This window comes from Citrobacter sp. Igbk 16 (assembly GCF_028069755.1).
Lineage (GTDB): Bacteria > Pseudomonadota > Gammaproteobacteria > Enterobacterales > Enterobacteriaceae > Citrobacter.
In genome coordinates, this window is record NZ_JANEWJ010000009.1 from 111,487 (window position 1) to 130,490 (window position 19,004).

Annotated in this window: 20 protein-coding genes; 14 read left to right on the forward strand and 6 right to left on the reverse strand. The window is 51.2% G+C overall.

What is annotated here, in order from left to right:
- Positions 1-275: 275 nt before the first annotated feature.
- Complete coding sequence (gene lysC / locus NNO03_RS08660; protein ID WP_271440982.1) at positions 276-1,625, forward strand: lysine-sensitive aspartokinase 3; 1,350 nt, start codon at positions 276-278, stop codon at positions 1,623-1,625.
- Between the two features lie 136 nt (positions 1,626-1,761).
- The gene (locus NNO03_RS08665; protein WP_137381200.1) at positions 1,762-2,034 is read left to right on the forward strand and encodes a DUF3811 domain-containing protein; all 273 of its coding nucleotides are present in this window, start codon (positions 1,762-1,764) and stop codon (positions 2,032-2,034) included.
- On the opposite strand, the gene rluF is transcribed toward NNO03_RS08665, so the two are convergent.
- Positions 2,031-2,906: a 23S rRNA pseudouridine(2604) synthase RluF gene (gene rluF / locus NNO03_RS08670; RefSeq protein WP_137381201.1), complete on the reverse strand. Its 876-nt coding sequence runs from the start codon at positions 2,904-2,906 to the stop codon at positions 2,031-2,033. The genes NNO03_RS08665 and rluF overlap by 4 nt on opposite strands.
- Positions 2,907-3,375: 469 nt before the next feature.
- On the opposite strand from rluF, the gene NNO03_RS08675 reads away from it, so the two are divergent.
- From NNO03_RS08675 to NNO03_RS08710, 8 genes are all read left to right on the forward strand, one after another.
- Positions 3,376-4,329 (forward strand): sugar-binding transcriptional regulator, encoded by a 954-nt coding sequence (locus NNO03_RS08675; protein ID WP_271441902.1) that lies wholly within the window; start codon positions 3,376-3,378, stop codon positions 4,327-4,329.
- Between the two features lie 70 nt (positions 4,330-4,399).
- Entirely contained in the window at positions 4,400-5,206 is an 807-nt protein-coding gene (locus NNO03_RS08680) for an SDR family oxidoreductase (protein ID WP_202037190.1), read from the forward strand.
- Positions 5,207-5,215: 9 nt separating this feature from the next.
- Positions 5,216-5,623, forward strand: a complete 408-nt coding sequence (locus NNO03_RS08685) for a mannose/fructose/sorbose PTS transporter subunit IIA (RefSeq protein ID WP_271441901.1) — start codon at positions 5,216-5,218, stop codon at positions 5,621-5,623.
- Positions 5,623-6,117 carry a mannose/fructose/sorbose PTS transporter subunit IIB gene (locus tag NNO03_RS08690; RefSeq protein ID WP_271449299.1) on the forward strand — a complete coding sequence of 165 codons (495 nt, stop codon included), beginning with the start codon at positions 5,623-5,625 and terminating at the stop codon, positions 6,115-6,117. The genes NNO03_RS08685 and NNO03_RS08690 overlap by 1 nt, the downstream gene beginning before the upstream one ends.
- A gap of 65 nt (positions 6,118-6,182) precedes the next feature.
- Complete coding sequence (locus NNO03_RS08695; protein ID WP_271441899.1) at positions 6,183-6,980, forward strand: PTS mannose/fructose/sorbose transporter subunit IIC; 798 nt, start codon at positions 6,183-6,185, stop codon at positions 6,978-6,980.
- 11 nt (positions 6,981-6,991) lie between these two features.
- Positions 6,992-7,816 (forward strand): PTS system mannose/fructose/sorbose family transporter subunit IID, encoded by an 825-nt coding sequence (locus tag NNO03_RS08700; RefSeq protein WP_003031641.1) that lies wholly within the window; start codon positions 6,992-6,994, stop codon positions 7,814-7,816.
- Positions 7,817-7,884: 68 nt separating this feature from the next.
- Positions 7,885-9,108 carry an L-sorbose 1-phosphate reductase gene (gene sorE, locus NNO03_RS08705; protein ID WP_271449300.1) on the forward strand — a complete coding sequence of 408 codons (1,224 nt, stop codon included), beginning with the start codon at positions 7,885-7,887 and terminating at the stop codon, positions 9,106-9,108.
- Between the two features lies 1 nt (position 9,109).
- Positions 9,110-9,922, forward strand: coding sequence for a shikimate 5-dehydrogenase (locus NNO03_RS08710; protein WP_271449301.1), 813 nt, complete (start codon positions 9,110-9,112; stop codon positions 9,920-9,922).
- 49 nt (positions 9,923-9,971) lie between these two features.
- Here NNO03_RS08710 and NNO03_RS08715 read toward each other — a convergent pair whose 3' ends face one another.
- Positions 9,972-10,328: a hypothetical protein gene (locus NNO03_RS08715; protein ID WP_271441896.1), complete on the reverse strand. Its 357-nt coding sequence runs from the start codon at positions 10,326-10,328 to the stop codon at positions 9,972-9,974.
- 131 nt (positions 10,329-10,459) lie between these two features.
- Between NNO03_RS08715 and NNO03_RS08720 the strand changes: the two genes are divergently transcribed.
- Together NNO03_RS08720 and NNO03_RS08725 are read left to right on the forward strand one after the other, a co-directional pair.
- On the forward strand, positions 10,460-10,633 hold the full coding sequence (locus NNO03_RS08720) for a hypothetical protein (protein WP_012905930.1): 174 nt from the start codon (positions 10,460-10,462) through the stop codon (positions 10,631-10,633).
- Between the two features lie 70 nt (positions 10,634-10,703).
- Positions 10,704-10,865, forward strand: coding sequence for a phage protein (locus NNO03_RS08725; RefSeq protein WP_003841416.1), 162 nt, complete (start codon positions 10,704-10,706; stop codon positions 10,863-10,865).
- 270 nt (positions 10,866-11,135) lie between these two features.
- Here the strand turns inward: NNO03_RS08725 and NNO03_RS08730 are convergent, their stop codons facing one another.
- The 3 genes from NNO03_RS08730 to NNO03_RS08740 are packed head-to-tail and all read right to left on the reverse strand — an operon-like array spanning position 11,136 to position 15,308.
- Positions 11,136-13,085: a hypothetical protein gene (locus tag NNO03_RS08730; protein WP_271449302.1), complete on the reverse strand. Its 1,950-nt coding sequence runs from the start codon at positions 13,083-13,085 to the stop codon at positions 11,136-11,138.
- Entirely contained in the window at positions 13,082-13,711 is a 630-nt protein-coding gene (locus tag NNO03_RS08735) for a hypothetical protein (protein WP_271449303.1), read from the reverse strand. Before NNO03_RS08735 ends, NNO03_RS08730 begins: the two co-directional genes overlap by 4 nt.
- A complete protein-coding gene (locus NNO03_RS08740; RefSeq protein WP_271449304.1) occupies positions 13,704-15,308 on the reverse strand; it encodes a VPA1262 family N-terminal domain-containing protein in 1,605 nt (534 codons plus the stop codon). Before NNO03_RS08740 ends, NNO03_RS08735 begins: the two co-directional genes overlap by 8 nt.
- 673 nt (positions 15,309-15,981) lie before the next feature.
- Here NNO03_RS08740 and NNO03_RS08745 point away from each other — a divergent pair.
- A complete protein-coding gene (locus tag NNO03_RS08745) occupies positions 15,982-16,260 on the forward strand; it encodes an addiction module antidote protein (protein ID WP_032942057.1) in 279 nt (92 codons plus the stop codon).
- 108 nt (positions 16,261-16,368) lie between these two features.
- Positions 16,369-17,058, forward strand: coding sequence for a dipeptidase PepE (gene pepE, locus NNO03_RS08750; RefSeq protein WP_271449310.1), 690 nt, complete (start codon positions 16,369-16,371; stop codon positions 17,056-17,058).
- A 169-nt stretch (positions 17,059-17,227) separates the two neighbouring features.
- Here pepE and NNO03_RS08755 read toward each other — a convergent pair whose 3' ends face one another.
- Positions 17,228-18,856, reverse strand: coding sequence for a Na/Pi cotransporter family protein (locus tag NNO03_RS08755; RefSeq protein ID WP_271441892.1), 1,629 nt, complete (start codon positions 18,854-18,856; stop codon positions 17,228-17,230).
- Positions 18,857-19,004: the final 148 nt, after the last annotated feature.

A 19,004-nucleotide genomic window follows, 5' to 3' on the forward strand; every position in this document is an offset into this window, starting at 1 on the left:
GTTGCAGCATGAAAAATCCGCATAATCCCAGCGTTGACAGCACAGGCCATGCCTTTTATTTATATACATAAAGTCATTCGATTTGCGTCAAGGCGGCAAACCTGAGAATCCACAGAAGCTTACTGAAGTAAGTGACTGTGGTGAGCAGGTGCAGCCAACGAAGAGGCAGATTGAAGGACGAAATGTAATACGGTATTTGCATTTGCGCCTGCACCGGTTTTTGTTCTGCCTTATGTGCCATGGTCGCTCTATTCATTCCCTGACACGAGGTAGTTATGACTGATGTAGTTGTCTCCAAGTTTGGTGGTACCAGCGTGGCGGATTTTGACGCCATGAATCGCAGCGCGGATGTCGTACTTTCCGATACTAACGTCCGCTTAGTGGTGCTTTCCGCTTCAGCAGGTATTACCAATCTGCTGGTTGCACTGGCAGAAGGGCTGGAGCCGACTGAGCGCTTCGAGAAACTCGACGCCATTCGTCAAATTCAGTTCAATATTCTGGAACGCCTGCGTTATCCGAACGTGATCCGCGAAGAAATTGAGCGTCTGCTGGAAAACATCACTACGCTGGCCGAGGCGGCCTCACTGGCTACCTCCACGGCGCTGACGGATGAACTGGTCAGCCACGGTGAACTGATGTCTACCCTGCTGTTTGTTGAGATCCTGCGCGAGCGTAACGTTCAGGCCCAATGGTTTGATGTCCGCAAAGTGATGCGCACCAACGATCGCTTTGGTCGTGCTGAGCCAGATGTAGCGGCGCTAGCCGAACTGGCAGCCATCCAGCTTGCCCCGCGGTTGAGCGAAGGTCTGGTCATTACTCAGGGCTTTATCGGTAGCGAAAGCAAAGGCCGCACCACCACACTGGGACGCGGCGGCAGCGATTATACAGCCGCCCTGCTGGCCGAAGCGCTGCACGCAACGCGCGTCGATATCTGGACCGATGTTCCTGGCATTTACACCACCGATCCGCGCGTTGTTCCCGCAGCGCAGCGTATCGATGAGATCGCCTTCGAAGAGGCCGCGGAAATGGCAACCTTCGGTGCGAAAGTCCTGCACCCGGCAACCCTATTACCTGCCGTACGTAGCGATATTCCGGTGTTTGTTGGCTCCAGCAAAGATCCAAAAGCAGGCGGCACGCTGGTGTGTAATAAAACCGCGAATCCGCCGCTGTTTCGGGCGCTGGCCCTGCGCCGCAAACAAACACTGTTGACGCTGCATAGCCTGAATATGCTGCACTCTCGCGGCTTTTTAGCGGAAGTGTTCGGCATCCTGGCACGCCACAATATCTCGGTAGATTTGATCACCACATCCGAAGTCAGTGTGGCGCTGACGCTGGACACCACCGGCTCCACCTCCACCGGCGATACACTGTTAACACAGTCTCTGCTGATGGAACTGTCTGCCCTGTGTCGGGTTGAAGTTGAAGAAGGTCTGGCGCTGGTGGCGTTGATTGGTAATGACCTGTCAAAAGCCTGTGGCGTCGGCAAAGAGGTGTTCGGTGTACTGGAGCCATTCAACATTCGCATGATTTGCTACGGCGCATCCAGCCATAACCTGTGCTTCCTGGTGCCGGGCACCGAAGCCGAGTTGGTCGTCCAGAAACTGCACCATAATTTGTTTGAGTGATATAAGCTCGCATGCCGGATGCGGCGAAACGCCCTATCCGGCCTGTAAATTCTCCGTAAGCCTGATAAGCAGCAGCGCTATCTCTCAGCCAGAGATTCCCGTAAACTAAAATCTCTGGCTAACTGAGGGCACCCTAATGGCACTCCCCCGCATTACCCAAAAAGAGATGACCGAGCGCGAACAGCGTGAACTGAAAACGCTTCTCGACCGCGCGCGTATTGCACATGGTCGACTACTCACCAACGCTGAGACCAACAGCATTAAGAAAGAGTACATCGATAAACTGATGGTTTTGCGCGAAGCAGAGGCAAAAAAAGCCCGCCAGTTGAAGAAAAAGCAGGCTTATAAACCGGATGCGGAAGCATCGTTTTCCTGGTCAGCGAATACGCCAACGCGCGGCAGACGTTAACGCCCTTTCTTCTTACGCCCCGGCGAGGTAAAACGCTTACCGTTTGCCGCCGGGCGTGATTTCTCTTTCTCCGCCGATTTTTCGATTTTCACCACCGGGCGCTTAATGCCTGCGGTTTTTGGCTTTGCTTTGGCCTTCGGTTTGGCTTCTGAGGACGAGTTCTCAATAAGCTTGAACAGACCGATCAGTTCGTCATCCGTCAGGTCGCGCCATTCACCCAGCGGCAGGCCTGACAGACCAACGTTCATGATGCGCGTACGCTCAAGCTTAGTCACTTCATAACCAAAGTGCTCGCACATGCGACGGATCTGGCGGTTCAGCCCCTGAATCAGCGTAATGCGGAAAACAAACGGCGCTTCTTTCTTCACCTTACATTTTTTGGTAACGGTGCCGAGAATTGGCACACCGGCTCCCATCCCACGGATAAAGTCATCAGTGACTGGCTTATCTACCGTCACCAGATACTCTTTTTCGTGATCGTTACCGGCACGCAGGATTTTATTCACCAGGTCGCCGTGGTTGGTCAGAAAGATAAGTCCCTGAGAGTCTTTGTCCAGACGACCAATTGGGAACACACGCTTGCTGTGGTTAACAAAATCAACAATGTTGTCGCGTTCGCTGTCTTCAGTAGTACTGACAATCCCCACGGGTTTGTTCAGCGCAATAAAAACCAGATCTTCCGCTTCGCGCGGCTCAATCAACCGACCATTTACTTTTACGACGTCGCCAGGCATCACCTGATCGCCAATGGTGGCGCGTTTGCCATTCAGGAAGACATTCCCTTGTTCGATAAAGCGATCTGCTTCGCGACGCGAGCAGATTCCGCTTTCACTGATGTATTTGTTTAATCGGATAGATGAGTCGGGCAGCATAATTTCTCCTGTATACACGTCATCCTTCAGGCTGTCTCTGCGTTGGCTGCCCTCACTCACCCAGGTCACATAGCTCTCTATGCTCCCAGGGATTCGCTCCCTTGCCGCCTTGATACAACTTGAATGACTTTGTGTATTAAAAGCGAAATATACCCTACCTTGCGGGCGATAAAAAATAATCGTGTTCGAATGCCAGAACGCTATTTGTGATCCGCCACACCTTTCGACACAAAAGTGTCCGCAACCCATACCTGCAATTTTGTTGCGCGAAAATACACAGAATCAAGGCATTACATCAATAAGCACATATGTGCCGACAACGCGCTATCTGCACATCAAATGTGCAACACAAACTGCCAGTTCATGGCGCTGAAAGAAGAGAAAATTACTTTGAACTGGGCCATCGATGGGGTTATATCAGATCAAGAAGACAATATAGTGATTTGCACAAATGTGCAGGAGCCCAAAGATGGCAACGGAAAACAGCGATGATATCCGCCTGATCGTAAAAATAGCGCAGCTCTATTACGAACAGGATATGACGCAAGCGCAAATCGCCCGCGAGCTGGGAATTTATCGCACCACGATCAGCCGCCTGCTAAAACGTGGCCGCGAATCAGGCATCGTTACCATTGCCATTAATTACGACTTCAACGAGAACCTGTGGCTGGAACAACAGCTAAAACAGAAATTTGGCCTGAAAGAAGCGGTGGTGGTCTCCTGCGACAGCGAACAGGAAGACGAACAACTTGCGATGATGGGTGTGCACGGTGCACAGTTGCTGGAGCGCTTACTGGAACCCGGCGATATTATCGGCTTCTCATGGGGGCGCGCCGTTCGGGGGCTGGTCGAAGGGTTATCCCCCGCCAGCCAGTCGCGCCAGCTGATCTGCGTACCGATTATCGGCGGCCCCTCCGGCAAGCTTGAAAGCCGTTACCACGTCAATACGCTGACCTACAGCGCCGCGGCAAAGCTCAAGGGTGAATCGCACCTGGCCGATTTCCCGGCACTGCTGGAAAACCCACTGATCCGTAACGGGATTATGCAGTCCCAGCACTTCCGGTCGATTTCCGCCTACTGGGATAACCTGGACGTCGCGCTGGTCGGCATTGGCTCCCCGGCGATCCGTGACGGTGCCAACTGGCACGCCTTTTACGGCAGCGAAGAGAGTGATGACCTGCATGCCCGCCATGTCGCCGGAGACATCTGCTCGCGCTTTTATGATATCGACGGCGTGACGGTAGAGACCAGTATGAGTGAAAAAACACTCTCGATCGAAACCAATAAATTAAAGCAGGCACGTTACTCCATCGGCATTGCCATGGGGGAAGAAAAACTGAGTGGAATACTTGGTGCATTACGTGGAAATTATATTAACGGTTTAGTCACTAACAGTCATACCGCTGAATTGCTGTTGAAGTAAATATATTCGAATTGATCCTGACATAATTTACTTTATGCAGGGTCCCCTTATCTGAAATTGGGAGTTGATTATGCAAACGTGGTTAAATCTACAGGATAAAGTCATTATTGTTACCGGTGGCGCATCAGGAATTGGCCTGGCTATTGTTGAAGAGTTATTAGCGCAAGGCGCTAATGTACAAATGGCAGATATTCATGGTGGCGACGGTAAATATACCGACCACAGCAAATATCATTTCTGGCCAACAGATATTTCCAGCGCCAAAGAAGTCAGTCACACCGTTGCTGAAATTATCCGTCGTTTTGGCCGTATTGATGGGCTGGTGAATAACGCGGGGGTTAATTTCCCGCGCCTGCTGGTCGATGAAAAAGCCCCGGCCGGGCAATATGAACTCAATGAAGCCGCTTTTGAAAAAATGGTCAACATCAACCAAAAAGGCGTTTTTTTAATGTCACAAGCGGTAGCGCGCCAGATGGTAACACAGCATGACGGCGTGATTGTGAATGTCTCTTCAGAAAGCGGACTGGAAGGTTCTGAAGGTCAGAGCTGCTATGCCGCCACCAAAGCCGCACTAAATAGCTTTACCCGCTCGTGGTCGAAAGAACTGGGCAAACACGGGATTCGTGTGGTCGGTATTGCGCCTGGCATTCTGGAAAAAACCGGGCTACGCACCCCCGAGTATGAAGAAGCGCTGGCCTGGACCCGCAATATCACCGTTGAGCAGCTACGCGAGGGATATACCAAGAACGCGATCCCGATTGGACGTTCGGGGCGTTTGGGCGAAGTCGCTGATTTTGTTTGTTATCTGTTGTCTGAACGTGCCAGCTACATCACCGGAGTAACCACTAACATTGCGGGCGGTAAAACGCGCGGCTAAGGAGGTTTTATGGTCAATGCAATCTTCTGCGCCCACGGCAAACTGGCCTGCGCCATGCTGGAATCGGTGCAAATGGTCTACGGCGACGCCAACGTTGAAGCGGTAACATTTGTCCCCGGCGAGAACGCCAGCGACATCGTGGCAAAGCTGAAAAAGTTAGTAAGCGTTCACACTAATGATGAATGGCTGATTGCCGTCGATCTACAGTGTGGCAGTCCATGGAATGCCGCCGCGACGCTGGCGATGCACAACCCGGCGATACGCGTTATTAGCGGGTTGTCGCTGCCGCTGGCACTGGAGCTGGTTGACAACCAGAGCAGTATGAATGTGGATGAACTGTGCGAACACCTGACGACCATTGCTCAACAAACCTGCGTTGTCTGGCAGCATCTGGCAACGACCGAAGAGGATTTTTGATGAACATTACCCTTGCCCGTATTGATGACCGCCTGATCCACGGCCAGGTCACTACCGTCTGGTCGAAAGTGGCAAACGCCCAGCGGATTATTATCTGCAATGATGAGGTATATAACGATGAAGTTCGCCGAACATTATTACGCCAGGCCGCCCCGCCGGGGATGAAGGTCAACGTCGTGAATATCGAAAAGGCGGTGGCGGTTTATCATAATCCGCAATATCAGAATGAAACCGTTTTTTATCTCTTTACCCGTCCGCAGGATGCACTGGCCATGGTTAAGCAAGGGGTAAAAATCGCCACCTTAAATATTGGCGGCATGGCCTGGCGACCGGGTAAAAAACAATTAACCAAAGCCGTTTCTTTAGATGATGACGATATTAATGCTTTTCATCAATTGGATCAGTTGGGAGTGAAACTGGATTTACGCGTCGTTGCCTCCGACCCAGCAATTAATATTATTGAGAAAATAAAAGAGCAGTCCGTTAGCGAATAATAAATAGCGCCTGTAGAAATATGCCGTAACAGGCAGGGATCGTTATACCCTTAAGGTGACAGATTATGGAAATTAGTACCCTACAAATTATCGCCATATTTATATTTTCCTGTATTGCCGGAATGGGCAGCGTGCTGGATGAATTCCAGACCCACCGCCCGCTCATCGCCTGTACCGTTATCGGCCTGATCCTTGGTGATTTAAAAACCGGGATTATGCTCGGCGGCACGCTGGAGTTGATTGCTCTGGGTTGGATGAACGTCGGTGCCGCGCAGTCCCCCGATTCGGCGCTCGCCAGTATTATCTCCGCCATTCTGGTTATCGTCGGGCAACAGAGTATCGCTACCGGTATCGCCATCGCCCTGCCGGTCGCGGCGGCAGGCCAGGTGCTGACGGTATTCGCTCGCACCATCACTGTGGTATTTCAGCATGCGGCGGATAAAGCCGCGGAAGACGCACGCTTTCGCACCATCGATATGCTCCACGTTTCCGCGCTCGGCGTACAGGCGCTGCGTGTCGCCATTCCTGCATTAATCGTCTCGCTGTTTGTCAGCGCCGATATGGTCAGCAACATGCTGAACGCCATTCCGGACTTCGTCACGCACGGGTTGCAGATTGCCGGTGGTTTTATCGTGGTGGTCGGTTACGCCATGGTGCTGCGCATGATGGGCGTGAAGTACCTGATGCCCTTCTTCTTCCTCGGGTTTATCGCCGGGGGTTATCTCGATTTGAGTCTGCTGGCTTTCGGTGGCGTGGGCGTGATTATCGCGCTGGTCTACATCCAGTTGAACCCGCAGTGGCGTAAAGCCGAACCGCAGGCGCAAGCCGCCTCTTCTCAAGCTCTCGATCAGCTTGATGACTAATGGAGCCGACCATGGAACAGAAAAAACTGACCAAATCCGACCTGTTTAGCATGTTTGTTCGCTCCAACCTGCAACAGGCGTCATTCAACTTTGAACGTATTCATGGACTGGGCTTTTGCTACGACATGATCCCAGCCATTAAGCGCCTGTATCCGCTGAAGGAAGACCAGGTCGCGGCGCTCAAACGCCACCTGGTGTTCTTCAACACCACACCTGCCGTGTGTGGCCCGGTAATTGGCGTGACCGCCGCGATGGAAGAAGCGCGTGCCAATGGCGCGGAAATTGACGATGGCGCGATCAACGGCATCAAAGTCGGGCTGATGGGCCCACTCGCCGGCGTCGGCGATCCGTTGGTATGGGGAACATTGCGCCCGATTACTGCCGCGCTTGGCGCGTCTTTGGCGCTGTCCGGTAACATTCTCGGCCCGCTATTGTTCTTCTTTATTTTCAACGCAGTGCGTCTGGCGATGAAGTGGTACGGCTTACAGCTTGGCTTTCGTAAAGGGGTCAACATCGTCAGCGACATGGGCGGTAACCTGCTGCAAAAACTGACCGAAGGGGCATCAATTCTTGGTCTGTTTGTGATGGGGGTGCTGGTCACCAAGTGGACCAGCATCAACGTGCCGCTGGTGGTATCGCAAACGCCAGGCGCAGACGGCACCACCGTCACCATGACCGTGCAGAACATACTCGATCAGCTCTGCCCTGGCCTGCTGGCGCTGGGTCTGACGCTGCTGATGGTGCGGCTACTCAACAAGAAAATTAATCCGGTATGGCTGATATTCGCCCTGTTTGCACTGGGGATTATCGGTAACGCGCTGGGCTTCCTGTCCTGATTTTTCCGCCCCGGCGATGTCGGGGCAACGTCAACAAATTGTCCTCGAAAGAGGAAGAGGTGGTAACAATGCAAGCAACAACAGCTTTACGCCTTTATGGTAAACGCGATCTGCGCCTGGAAACCTTCGACCTTCCCGAAATGCAGGATGATGAAATTCTGGCCTCGGTCGTGACCGACAGCCTGTGCCTTTCTTCCTGGAAAGAGGCTAACCAGGGTGAGAATCACAAAAAGGTACCAGACGATGTGGCCACCAACCCGATTATCATCGGCCACGAGTTCTGCGGCGATATTCTCGCCGTGGGGAAAAAATGGCAGCATAAGTTTCAGCCCGGCCAACGCTATGTTATTCAGGCTAACCTGCAACTGCCGGATCGCCCGGACTGCCCCGGCTACTCCTTCCCGTGGGTGGGCGGCGAAGCCACGCACGTCATCATACCCAATGAAGTGATGGAGCAGGATTGCCTGCTGGCCTACGAAGGTGAAACCTATTTTGAAGGCTCGCTGGTTGAGCCGCTTTCCTGCGTGATTGGCGCATTCAATGCCAACTATCATCTGCAGGAAGGCACTTACAACCATAAGATGGGCATTCGCCCGCAAGGGCGCACGCTGATCCTCGGCGGTACCGGGCCAATGGGATTGCTGGCAATCGATTATGCGTTGCACGGCCCGGTCAATCCGGCGCTGCTGGTAGTGACTGACACCAATAACGACAAGTTGAGCTACGCCCGCAAACACTATCCTTCTGAGCCACAAACGCTGATCCACTATCTCCACGCCCAGGATGCGGCTTACGACACGCTGATGGCGCTGAGCGGCGGTCACGGGTTTGACGACATCTTTGTGTTTGTGCCCAATGAACAGTTGGTCACACTGGCCTCTTCCCTGCTGGCCGCCGATGGCTGCATGAATTTCTTTGCCGGCCCGCAGGATAAGCAGTTCAGTGCGCCAATTAACTTCTACGATGTGCATTATGCTTTCACCCATTACGTTGGCACGTCTGGCGGCAATACCGACGATATGCGCGCGGCGGTAAAACTGATCGAAGAGAAGAAGGTTCAGGCCGCAAAAGTGGTGACGCACATTCTGGGGCTGAATGCGGCTGGTGAAACAACGCTGGAGCTGCCAAAAGTCGGTGGTGGGAAAAAGCTGGTCTACACTGGCAAAGCGTTACCGCTAACCGCACTCACGCAGATTGACGATCCGGCCCTGCGCGATATCCTGGAACGTCATCAGGGGATTTGGTCACAGGAAGCCGAACAGTACGTATTGTCTCACGCCGAGGAGATTTAACATGATTAACCGCGACACCCAACTGTGCATGTCGCTGGCCGGTCGCCCCGGCAACTTTGGCACACGTTTTCACAACTATTTGTATGAAAAGTTAGGATTAAATTTTATCTACAAAGCCTTTACTACGCAGGATATTGAGGCCGCAGTGAAAGGCGTTCGCGCACTCGGGATCCGCGGCTGTGCGGTATCGATGCCGTTTAAAGAGAGTTGCATGCCGTTTCTGGATGCCATCGACCCTTCCGCAAGCGTCATTGATTCCGTCAACACTATCGTCAATGACAACGGCACGCTGACAGGATTTAACACCGACTACATTGCGGTAAAAAGCCTGATTGCCAGCCACCAGCTTGATAACCACGCGCGCGTTATGATCCGCGGCAGCGGTGGAATGGGTAAAGCGGTCATTGCCGCATTTCGCGATGCTGGTTTTCACGATGTCATCATCGCCGCCCGTAACCGTGAGAGCGGCCCGGCGCTGGCAAAACAGTACGGTTTTCAGTGGCAACCGCAGCCGGAAGGGATTGCCTGCGATATTCTGGTCAACGTGACGCCCGTCGGCATGGCAGGCGGTAAAGAGAGCGATGAACTGGCCTACAGCGAAGCAATGGTCGCTGCCGCCAGCGTGGTGTTTGACGTCGTCGCCCTGCCGCCGGAAACACCGGTGATTAAGCTGGCACAGCAGTTGGGTAAAAAGACCATCAGCGGTGCAGAGGTGATTGCCTTACAGGCCGTAGAGCAGTTCGCCATGTACACCGGCGTACGCCCGGATAACGCGCTAATCGCCGAAGCGGCAAAATTTGCGCGGGCGGGGTAAAAAAGCAGGAACAGAGCGCCAGGGATGGGCGCTCTGTTTATTTTAGGTACTATGCAACAGCAAACAATTGCTGGTCAGCTTTCGCTTCCAATTGCGCCAGCGCGGGAATCAACTGGCTGATGTTTACCAGACTGTGTCCTAACTGGCATATGCTCTCATACGCAAAATGTTCCTGACCTTCACCCGCCATGGTCAGCAGGCTTTCGCCCATAAAATTCAGCGTCTGGTACAACCCCGCCAGCGCCTCTTCACAGCCAAACGATAGCGCCAGATTTTCTTCGGTAGTGAGATGGCTGCAATCAAGATTGCGGAACGCCTCGGCGAGTGGAAAATAAAGCAGATCGGCCTGTGAAATGAGAGCAGAAGACGCAAAACAGGCGTTAGTGGTACTATTAGCATCAGCCATAGCATTACCTCGTATAATGTTGTGGTTAGAAGCTCGGTATGTGTTCGCGCACTGCCGGGCTTCGTTGTTTCTGTAAGACAATTGACTTACACTTGTCTTACGATCATCAATGTAAATCAGGTGTCAGACACATGTCAACGGTAGAATTCAAAAAGAAAGGCAACAAACAAATCGCATTACGTGTCGAGCCGGAACTGGAAGCAGGGATTCAGAAAGCGCTTTCAATGGATGGTGACGCTTCAGTATCCGCATGGATTAAGCGCATTATCAGGAAAGAACTGAAGCAGAAAGGGATTGAAGTTTAGAAGTTGGTATTTATGACATGTAAGAGTAGTGTGTCATCACACATCTCATGTAATTAAGGTGTCAATACACATGAACGAAAGAAGAGGCAATCCCCCGTTTCAATTCCGTCTGGATCCGGAACTGCGCAAAGCGATGGAAGAAGCACAACGACAGGATGGCGATGAATCGTTGGCAGCCTGGATTAAACGTGTGATTAGAAAAGAGCTGAAACAGAAAGGAATTGAAGTGTAACAGGCAGTAGTTTATATCGCTTTTCTGAAGGTCTGTTTAGAGCGAGCAACGGACATTTCTATTACCCCTTTATATGAGATAACGGAGAGCAGGCCAGTCCATTAGTTACAAATTGCATGAGTGCAAAACTCCTTTTTAGACGATGCGTGATTCACATACTTCCGTGTCTATAGCTCGTAAGGGAGCAATATTTTCAGAAAGGATGACGGTGCTAATTCTTAGAGAAGAGGCCGTCGGCAAAGTCTTATGTGACGTCTGCCGGACCCGGTACTACAGCAGAGGGTGGAGGCTCTCTATTTCCTTTTGATTGAGCGGGTAACGCTGCCCATCAATGCCATTTAATTTCTTTAAATGGTCGATTATTTGGGACAGTTCGATGTCTGATTCAAGAAGAACCGCTTTTAGAGCCGCAGGACTGATACTATTTCTCATACAGCTTGAAAGCATAACAATCATATCCTTCAGGTCAGAACGATAATAGCGAAGGTATTGATTGAACGTCGGGTATTCTGATGGAACGAACAGCGATTTTGTTGAAGAATCCCCCAAAGAGTTGTCCCAGATGGCACGCCTTAGGCAAAGATGCAGATAGGCTTCCTTCCAGTATTTGGTATTGATGGTGTCATCAATAGTCATCATCTCTGTCACGGCATCATACAGATGCTGGTGCAGGTCAATAACGTCCTGCTGATAGCTCTGTTGCCCATCGGTGTATAGCCCTGCAAGCTGGTCCAGCGCAGCAATACCCGTCGTACACAACACTAAAAGCATCTCACCTACCTGATGGCGTAACGTATATTTTTCTGAAGGCGAATCAGCAATGCCGAATTCCGCAACCTCCCTGATTAAATAAGCTGAATTCCACAAGGTCAGCCATTCTTCAGCTGTATTGCCCTGTTGGACAAGCGGGAAGGCAAACAGATGAGAAGCGAGCCCAGGAAAAGGTTGTCCTTCTCTCCTGTAAAACATTGAGAGGCGTGAGGATAATTGATCCAATGCCACCTTGCTGATTTCACTGGATTCCGGACGCCATAACCGATTAAAGATGGTTACATCCTGTAGAGGATAGCTGTTGTCATGAGCATAGTTAGAACGGGCAGCATAATAGCTGAGGACTTCCCATGCAGGGGCCTGGGGTGGGCTGCTATCGGGTAAGGATATGGCTGAGGCTTTTCTGCCCAATGCATCATTTAGCAGTGAATATGCGAAACTCGGGCGGGATAGATCTTCGCCTCCCCGGTCATCCAGCAGAATCTGGCGCGTTAACCATGCCGACCAGCGGGTTACAATTCCGGCGTAGTCGGGACGAACGCTCAGCGTTTTGGCAATAATTTCCGTCAACTCCTCCAGTTCGGCCCTGAAAATGTCTTCTGGGACTTTCTCTCGTTTCAAAAGCTGGTGAGGAAGTTCCTGCAATCTCGACATAACGTGCGAAAGTAACAGGGGCAGGAGTATATTTTCGTTCCACTCACCCTCATCAGAAAACGCAGGAGCCGCGCTAGCTGCCAATCTTTTCCATCGTTCAAGCCGGGGTGAAAACATTCCAGCACCTGAGACCATCAGGATAGAATCAAGCAAAAATGGGTTTTCTGATGAATTCAGAAGAGCTATCAGTTTCTCGAAATCAATATCGGCCAGCAGTGCAAACAGCTCAGCCTCCTGAAAACCTGTGGGATCTGCCAGGTGTATGCCGCGCCAGACTTGTTCAAGCTTTTCACGAGTGTTCGCCCAGGCGGAAAGACGATTGGCATTATCATTTCGTTGTCGGTGAAAAGACGGGGTGAGTTTTCCGCACTCAATGGCGTTAAAAACAGAGGTTATCAGTTGAACATATATTTCTTCAACGTCAGAGTTCTGTTTGCAGAGCGCCAGCATAGCATTTCGTAATCCATACTCAACGACAACCGAATTCGCTGCCAGGTTGCGCACTTTTTCCCAGGTTTGAATATCCGGATACAGATTAAGAATCTTCGCGCAGAACAGAGGAACAATGAACTCATCATCAGTGTCTTGAGTGTTACCATCACACCATGACGCAATAAGCAGTTCCGCATCGGTTTGATTTGCGATAAATGCGTGCTGCAGATCCGCTACAGCATTCTCCAGTAAGCCATCAAACGAAATCAGCCAAGAAAAAAACGAATCCGCTGAAGAGGCTGGTTCGCTGACTGCTGAATAATTTTTACGACTAATGTCAGGCCATTCTACTAGTTCATTCACACCATCACCTTCCAGGCCAAATTAAAGAAATCTGCAGCACCAGTTTCTATCGCACACCAGCCCCTGCTGACCGCGCTCAGAGAGGTATGAAAGCCACCGACGGTCGCCCCGAAGTGCCAGAGTTCATCATCAATTATTGCAAAGCGGTCATGTATTAAATCGTTATCCATTTTTTCCCTGATGACTAAGGAAAACTTCGTTTGTCCGGAAGCGCGCCTCTGATTTATGTCACCAACAAGGACATCAAAAATGGAGCGCTGAGAAGCACCAAATCCAGGATCATGACATGTCAGAATGCGTATATCAGTGGCATCAATCCGAGGGTGAAACCATCCTGCAATATCAAGCACATAATCATCCTGTTTGATTTTATCGCTGGGTGAGGACAAGAAATGGCTATCCATTATCCAGACTCGGTTTTTAGCTTGTTTAACTGCCTCGACAAAATGTGACAAGGGGAGAGGGGAACTTAAGCCTCGGCGTTGATGCAATGCGCTTATGTCTGGCGGAAACCGTTCAGGATCACCGTCCGGCACGCACCCCCAATAAATTGCCTGTGCAGGAAGTGTTCTTGGACTTGGAACGGGCACTTGGACTGGAGATGAAAATCTTCCCATATTATTCATCCACCTTATCCGAACGATCGCCTGTATTCACATTAAAGTAGACGTCTATAGGCTGCCCCCTAGTCTTCAGTTTCTTGAGGTTATCAATAATTGGCTGTGGGTCTGGGAGCTTAACGATTACGGAAGCCTGTTTACCAAATGAATTCAGTGAATTTCCAGAAAACCAGACCTCGCTGTCAATAACCACAAAGCGATCGTGCAAGAGGTTGCCTGGAAGAATATATGTGTTAACGGTTATATGTTGCGTCTGGCGAAGATGATCAATTGTTTGGCTGAAGGCTGAGGCCTTTTCTTCATAAGATTTTCCTTTGAAAGATTTACTCGTGGTGAGAATGTCTACAATGACTTCCGGAGAACTCACTTTGTATAAATACTGAGCGAACTGAAGCCCGCTGAAATAGGGATCAGCAATGATAATTTGTTTTTTTGCTCCCTGAATAAGGGAATGGAAAAAGCGCATTGCGTCTATACGGCTATCATCATTGAACCACCGCTGACCTTGTGTATCAGCCTGGAGCTTTCGTTCACGCCGAATATGCTGCTCACGCCGTAACGCTCTGTACCTTAGCGGTTCTGTTTTATTGACTACCACTGAAGTGGTGTTGTGAAGCGTGCTCCGTGAAGCGTGATAAGTCATACGGGGTGAGCCTGGAGAATCATCGATAGGAACGTCAATGATGTGCTGATTTCTGTCAGCAACCCCCATACCTACATTAATACTACGGAGGAAAGGCGCGGGAGCACTGAAAGCCAGTATCCCATGTTCCTGAGAGCGGAGTACGTATCCATATTCACCATCACATGTCCCTTTCATCTGCTGGACGATCCCATCCTCCGGCAACGACAGCGTCTGGAAGTCTGTCAGTAGATTCATATCCTTATCAAACGTAGTGAGTTGAAGCCCTTGCACTGTCTGACCGGGTCTGGGGACAAAACGAAAGAACAACGATTCTTCGCCGGTAGTTGTATCTTCCGTTATGAAATTTTCAATCTGACGGATGACAGGTTGTGGGCTGACATAACACGCACTGCCAAGATACTCCTGATAGGTGCGAAAATTTATGTGCATACGACTGGCTATAAAAGCGCAGGCTCGATCATCAAGTAAAAAATGCTCAAATTCCTGGGCACCAGTACTGAACCGGCGGTGTATGCAGGATGTCATGCTGCCAATAAAGGGAGCTGGGTCATTTTCTGCAGAGGGTAAGCTGAAAAAACCCTCTCCAATGGGCAAACTCATCTGAGGCCAAGGTTTTTCATCAAATAATGGGCCGACAAAAAACTTTATCCCATCGTATTTTTCATCCCTGTCCACTTCACGAGTAGGTAAGGGAGTTTTAGAAAAACCATCACTCAGAGAACGGTACCATTCCAGTGCCTCTGATTCTGAAAGTAATGCTCGCCGAAAATAAATATTTTCATCAGATCTTTTGACGCGAATCCGGTCAACCCCAGCCATTGGAGGAGGCGGCATTCTCTCTGGGGCAAGCGCAGTCACAGTGGCGAACAATAATCTGGCTGGTCCCTTGCCTTTCGGGGGCGAGATCGTTGCGAGTCTGATAATTGCCCAGCGCTCCGGTGTGTCGAGTAAGTCCATTACTAATAGCCGTCGTGATTTTAATGAGAAAAACACAATATACGCTGGGCCATAGACTGAAATCTAGAGAGTTTCAGATCATCGCAGGCTTCAGTTTAGCCAGTCCATGCTTCGTTTGTGCTGGCTGCATAAAGATCTCACTTGAGAAAATTTCAGTGCTCTGGCATATGGAGGAACTTTCCAAAAAATTCTAATAACAATCAAAAGGAGCAGCTCGTTTTATCTTGTTGGCTACTTTAACCACAACTTAATCCATTTTGACCTGCCCTCAGTTGCTCACACAGACTGTTGTTAGCTACTTCCGCTTCTGGCACAAAGCCGCCCTTCTCCCCTGTTATCGTTTCTCGTATCAACCGCAGCGTCCTGAAAAACTACGTATTATTGCGAGACACTTTCCTGTTTCCTCCAGCAAGCATTTCCCCTTACTCCCCATTTTTTTACTCTCTGGTCTCAACTTGTCAATTCATAATGTAGTTTATAAAATACATGGAGCGTCATCATGGAAATTCTTCAGACAATGGTTTTCCTGCGTTGGGAGCAAAACCTACGGGACAGGAGAGCTAAAACGCTCATTGCCACACGCCTTTTTCGTTTGGCCAATGGTTTAGCTGGTGATGTTAAACCTGTTGGAGAATGCTCGCTCGTTCACTGGATTCACAGGAGATCTTCTGCCATGAATAAACTTACTCACTACGATCCCGCGACTGCGCTGGTTGATGATGAAGAAATTGCCGTGTTTATGGCCGATGCCCTCGAAACAGGTGATGCAGCGTACATTGCAAAAGCACTGGGCGTGGTGGCTCGTGCTAAGGGAATGGCGAACATCGCAGCAGAAACGGGATTATCCCGCGAGCAGCTTTATCGCTCTTTTAGTGAGAAAGGTAACCCGACGCTGAAAACCACACTTGCAGTGATGAAGGTACTCGGTATTGAATTGACACTTAAAAAATAGCCCCAGCTTCTCTCCCCCTTCCAACATCGTGAGCCATATCAGTAAGGTGTTACACTGACAGTGGTAGCATTACCGCGGTTTGTAATTTTCTGATTACATGGAGAAATGATGGAACTGCTTTTATTGAGTAACTCGACGCTGCCGGGCAAAGGTTGGATGGAACATGCGCTGCCGCTAATTGCTGAGCAGCTGAATGGTCGCCAAACTGCGGTGTTTATTCCGTTTGCCGGTGTGACGCAAACCTGGGATGAGTACACGGCGAAAACGGCAGCCATCTTTGCGCCAATGGGCGTCAATGTTACGGGAATTCATACCGTTGCCGATCCGATTGCCGCTATTGAAAACGCAGAGCTGGTGATTGTCGGCGGGGGTAATACCTTCCAGTTACTGAAGGAAAGCCGCGAACGCGGTCTGTTGGCCCCGATTGTGGATGTCGTCAAACGCGGTGCGCTGTATATCGGCTGGAGCGCGGGTTCCAACCTTGCCTGCCAGACCATCCGCACTACCAACGACATGCCGATTGTTGATCCTAAAGGTTTTGATGCGCTGGGTCTGTTCCCGCTGCAGATTAACCCGCACTTCACCAATGCACTGCCGGAAGGCCACAAAGGCGAAACGCGTGAACAGCGTATTCGCGAGCTGCTGGTAGTAGCACCAGAGCTGACGGTGATTGGCCTGCCGGAAGGGAACTGGATTAAGGTGAGTAACGGTAAGTCCGTTCTTGGTGGCCCGAACACCACGTACATCTTTAAAGCAGGTGAAGAGGTGGTTGCCGTTGAAGCAGGTCACTGCTTTTAGTTGATGGGTTGTCTGATGCCGGATGGCGGCTTTGTCTTATCCGGGCTACAACTGTAGGCCTGATAAGCGCAGCGCCATCAGGCAGTTCAGCGCACATTGCCGGATGCGGCGTAAACGCCTTATCCGGCCTACCGGGCTGCGCCACTGGGCAACATTTCACCTGTCCTCGTTAGTACTCACGCTCGTCATCTTCATCCGGCTGTTCCAGCACGCTGTAAGCCACGGAGCAAAACAGTGAATTCAGACGCTGCATATCGCCCAGTAACGCCAGGTGCAGAGAGCTGGTCTCAATGCTCTGCACGTTCTGCTGATGCAGGCGGTCGACGTGAGCATGCGAATAACGACGATTCAGAATACGAAAGCGATGCTTGCTACGCCGCAGGCGGCGGGCGCTGGTCACATCGCCAGAGAAGAACACCGACATTGCCAGTTGCAGGTTACTGAGCAGCAGATCGTAGAGCGCATCCAGTTCTTTTAACCCTTCGACGGAAAATGCCCGCCGCGCCGCCAGCGACTTATCGGCAATCTCGCTGCCCATACGTTCAACGATATCGGAAGCCTGCTCGAGGTTGAGCGACATTTCGATAATTTCTGCCCAGCGACGCGACTCTTCTTCCGCCAGCTCATCTTTAGGCATGCGTGCCAGATAGAGCTTGATGGCCGTATACAATACGTTGATGTCATCGGCCATCCTGCGCAGTTCTTTTTCTTCGCGCGGTTCGCCATGCATCACCTTCTTCAACCCCTCCATCATTTGCTCCATCGCATCACCAATACGCAGGGCTTCGCGGGCAGCATTCGCCAGAGCGAGCGTTGGTGTATCCAGCGCGCTGACATCCAGATGCTTAGGTTTCAGATGCGCGTCCAGTTCGGGTTCATCGCGGATAATACGTTTACAAAAACGCGCCATCGGTTCGGCAAACGGTACCATCGCCACGCAACGCACCAGGTTGTAGAACACGTGGAAGTAGATAACCAGTTCAGATTTCGGCAGCGGCAGCTCATCCATCAAATTCGCCAACGGATGAACAAACGGCAGGATAATCAGGCTGCCCACCAGCTTAAACAGCAGGCTGCCGAGCGCCACACGACGAGCAGCGGCATTCGCAGCGCTGTTGTTGAGCATCGCCAACAGGCCAGAGCCGAGGTTGGCCCCAATCACCAGGCACAGCGCCACCGGGAACGAGATAATGCCCGCCGCGGTCAGCGTTGCCGTCAGCAAGACTGCTGCCAGACTGGAGTAACTGATAATCGCGAACATGGCGCCAATCAGCGCATCGAGCATGATATCGCCGGTGAGCGAGGCGAAAATCACCTGTACACCATTGGCCTGAGTGATCGGCGTTACCGCCTGCACAATCAGCTCCAGCGCCAGCAAAATCAACCCCAGACCAATACCTACCCGGCCCAGCTGTCCGGCACGAGATTGCTTGCGCCCAAGAAAGAAAATGACGCCGATAAAAATCAGCAAGGGCGACAGCCAGGAGAGATCGAAGGTCAGGATACGCGCCATCAGCGCGGTCCCCACGTCGGCACCCAGCACAATGACTAACGCAGGGGTAAGCGCCACCAGGTCCTGCGCGACGAACGAGGTCACCAGCATAGTGGTAGCGTTGCTGCTTTGCACCAGAGCAGTCACGCCGATCCCCGCACAAAAGGCGAGCGGCTTCTTTTCAACACTACGGCTGAGCACAGTGCGTAAACGGGCACCAAAGACACGCATCACGCCGGTACGCACAATATGCGTACCCCAGACCAGCATAGAAACAGCAGAAAGCAGGTGTAACAGAGTTAGCACGGAATCAGGTTCTCCTTATATTTATATGTTCCTGAGGTTCATCGCCATGACGTACCGCCTGATGGCGCTACGCTTATCAGGCCGACAAAAATGCGCCATCCGGCAAGCAGTACCAATGAACCTTCTTTCAGTATAAGGGTTTAAACGT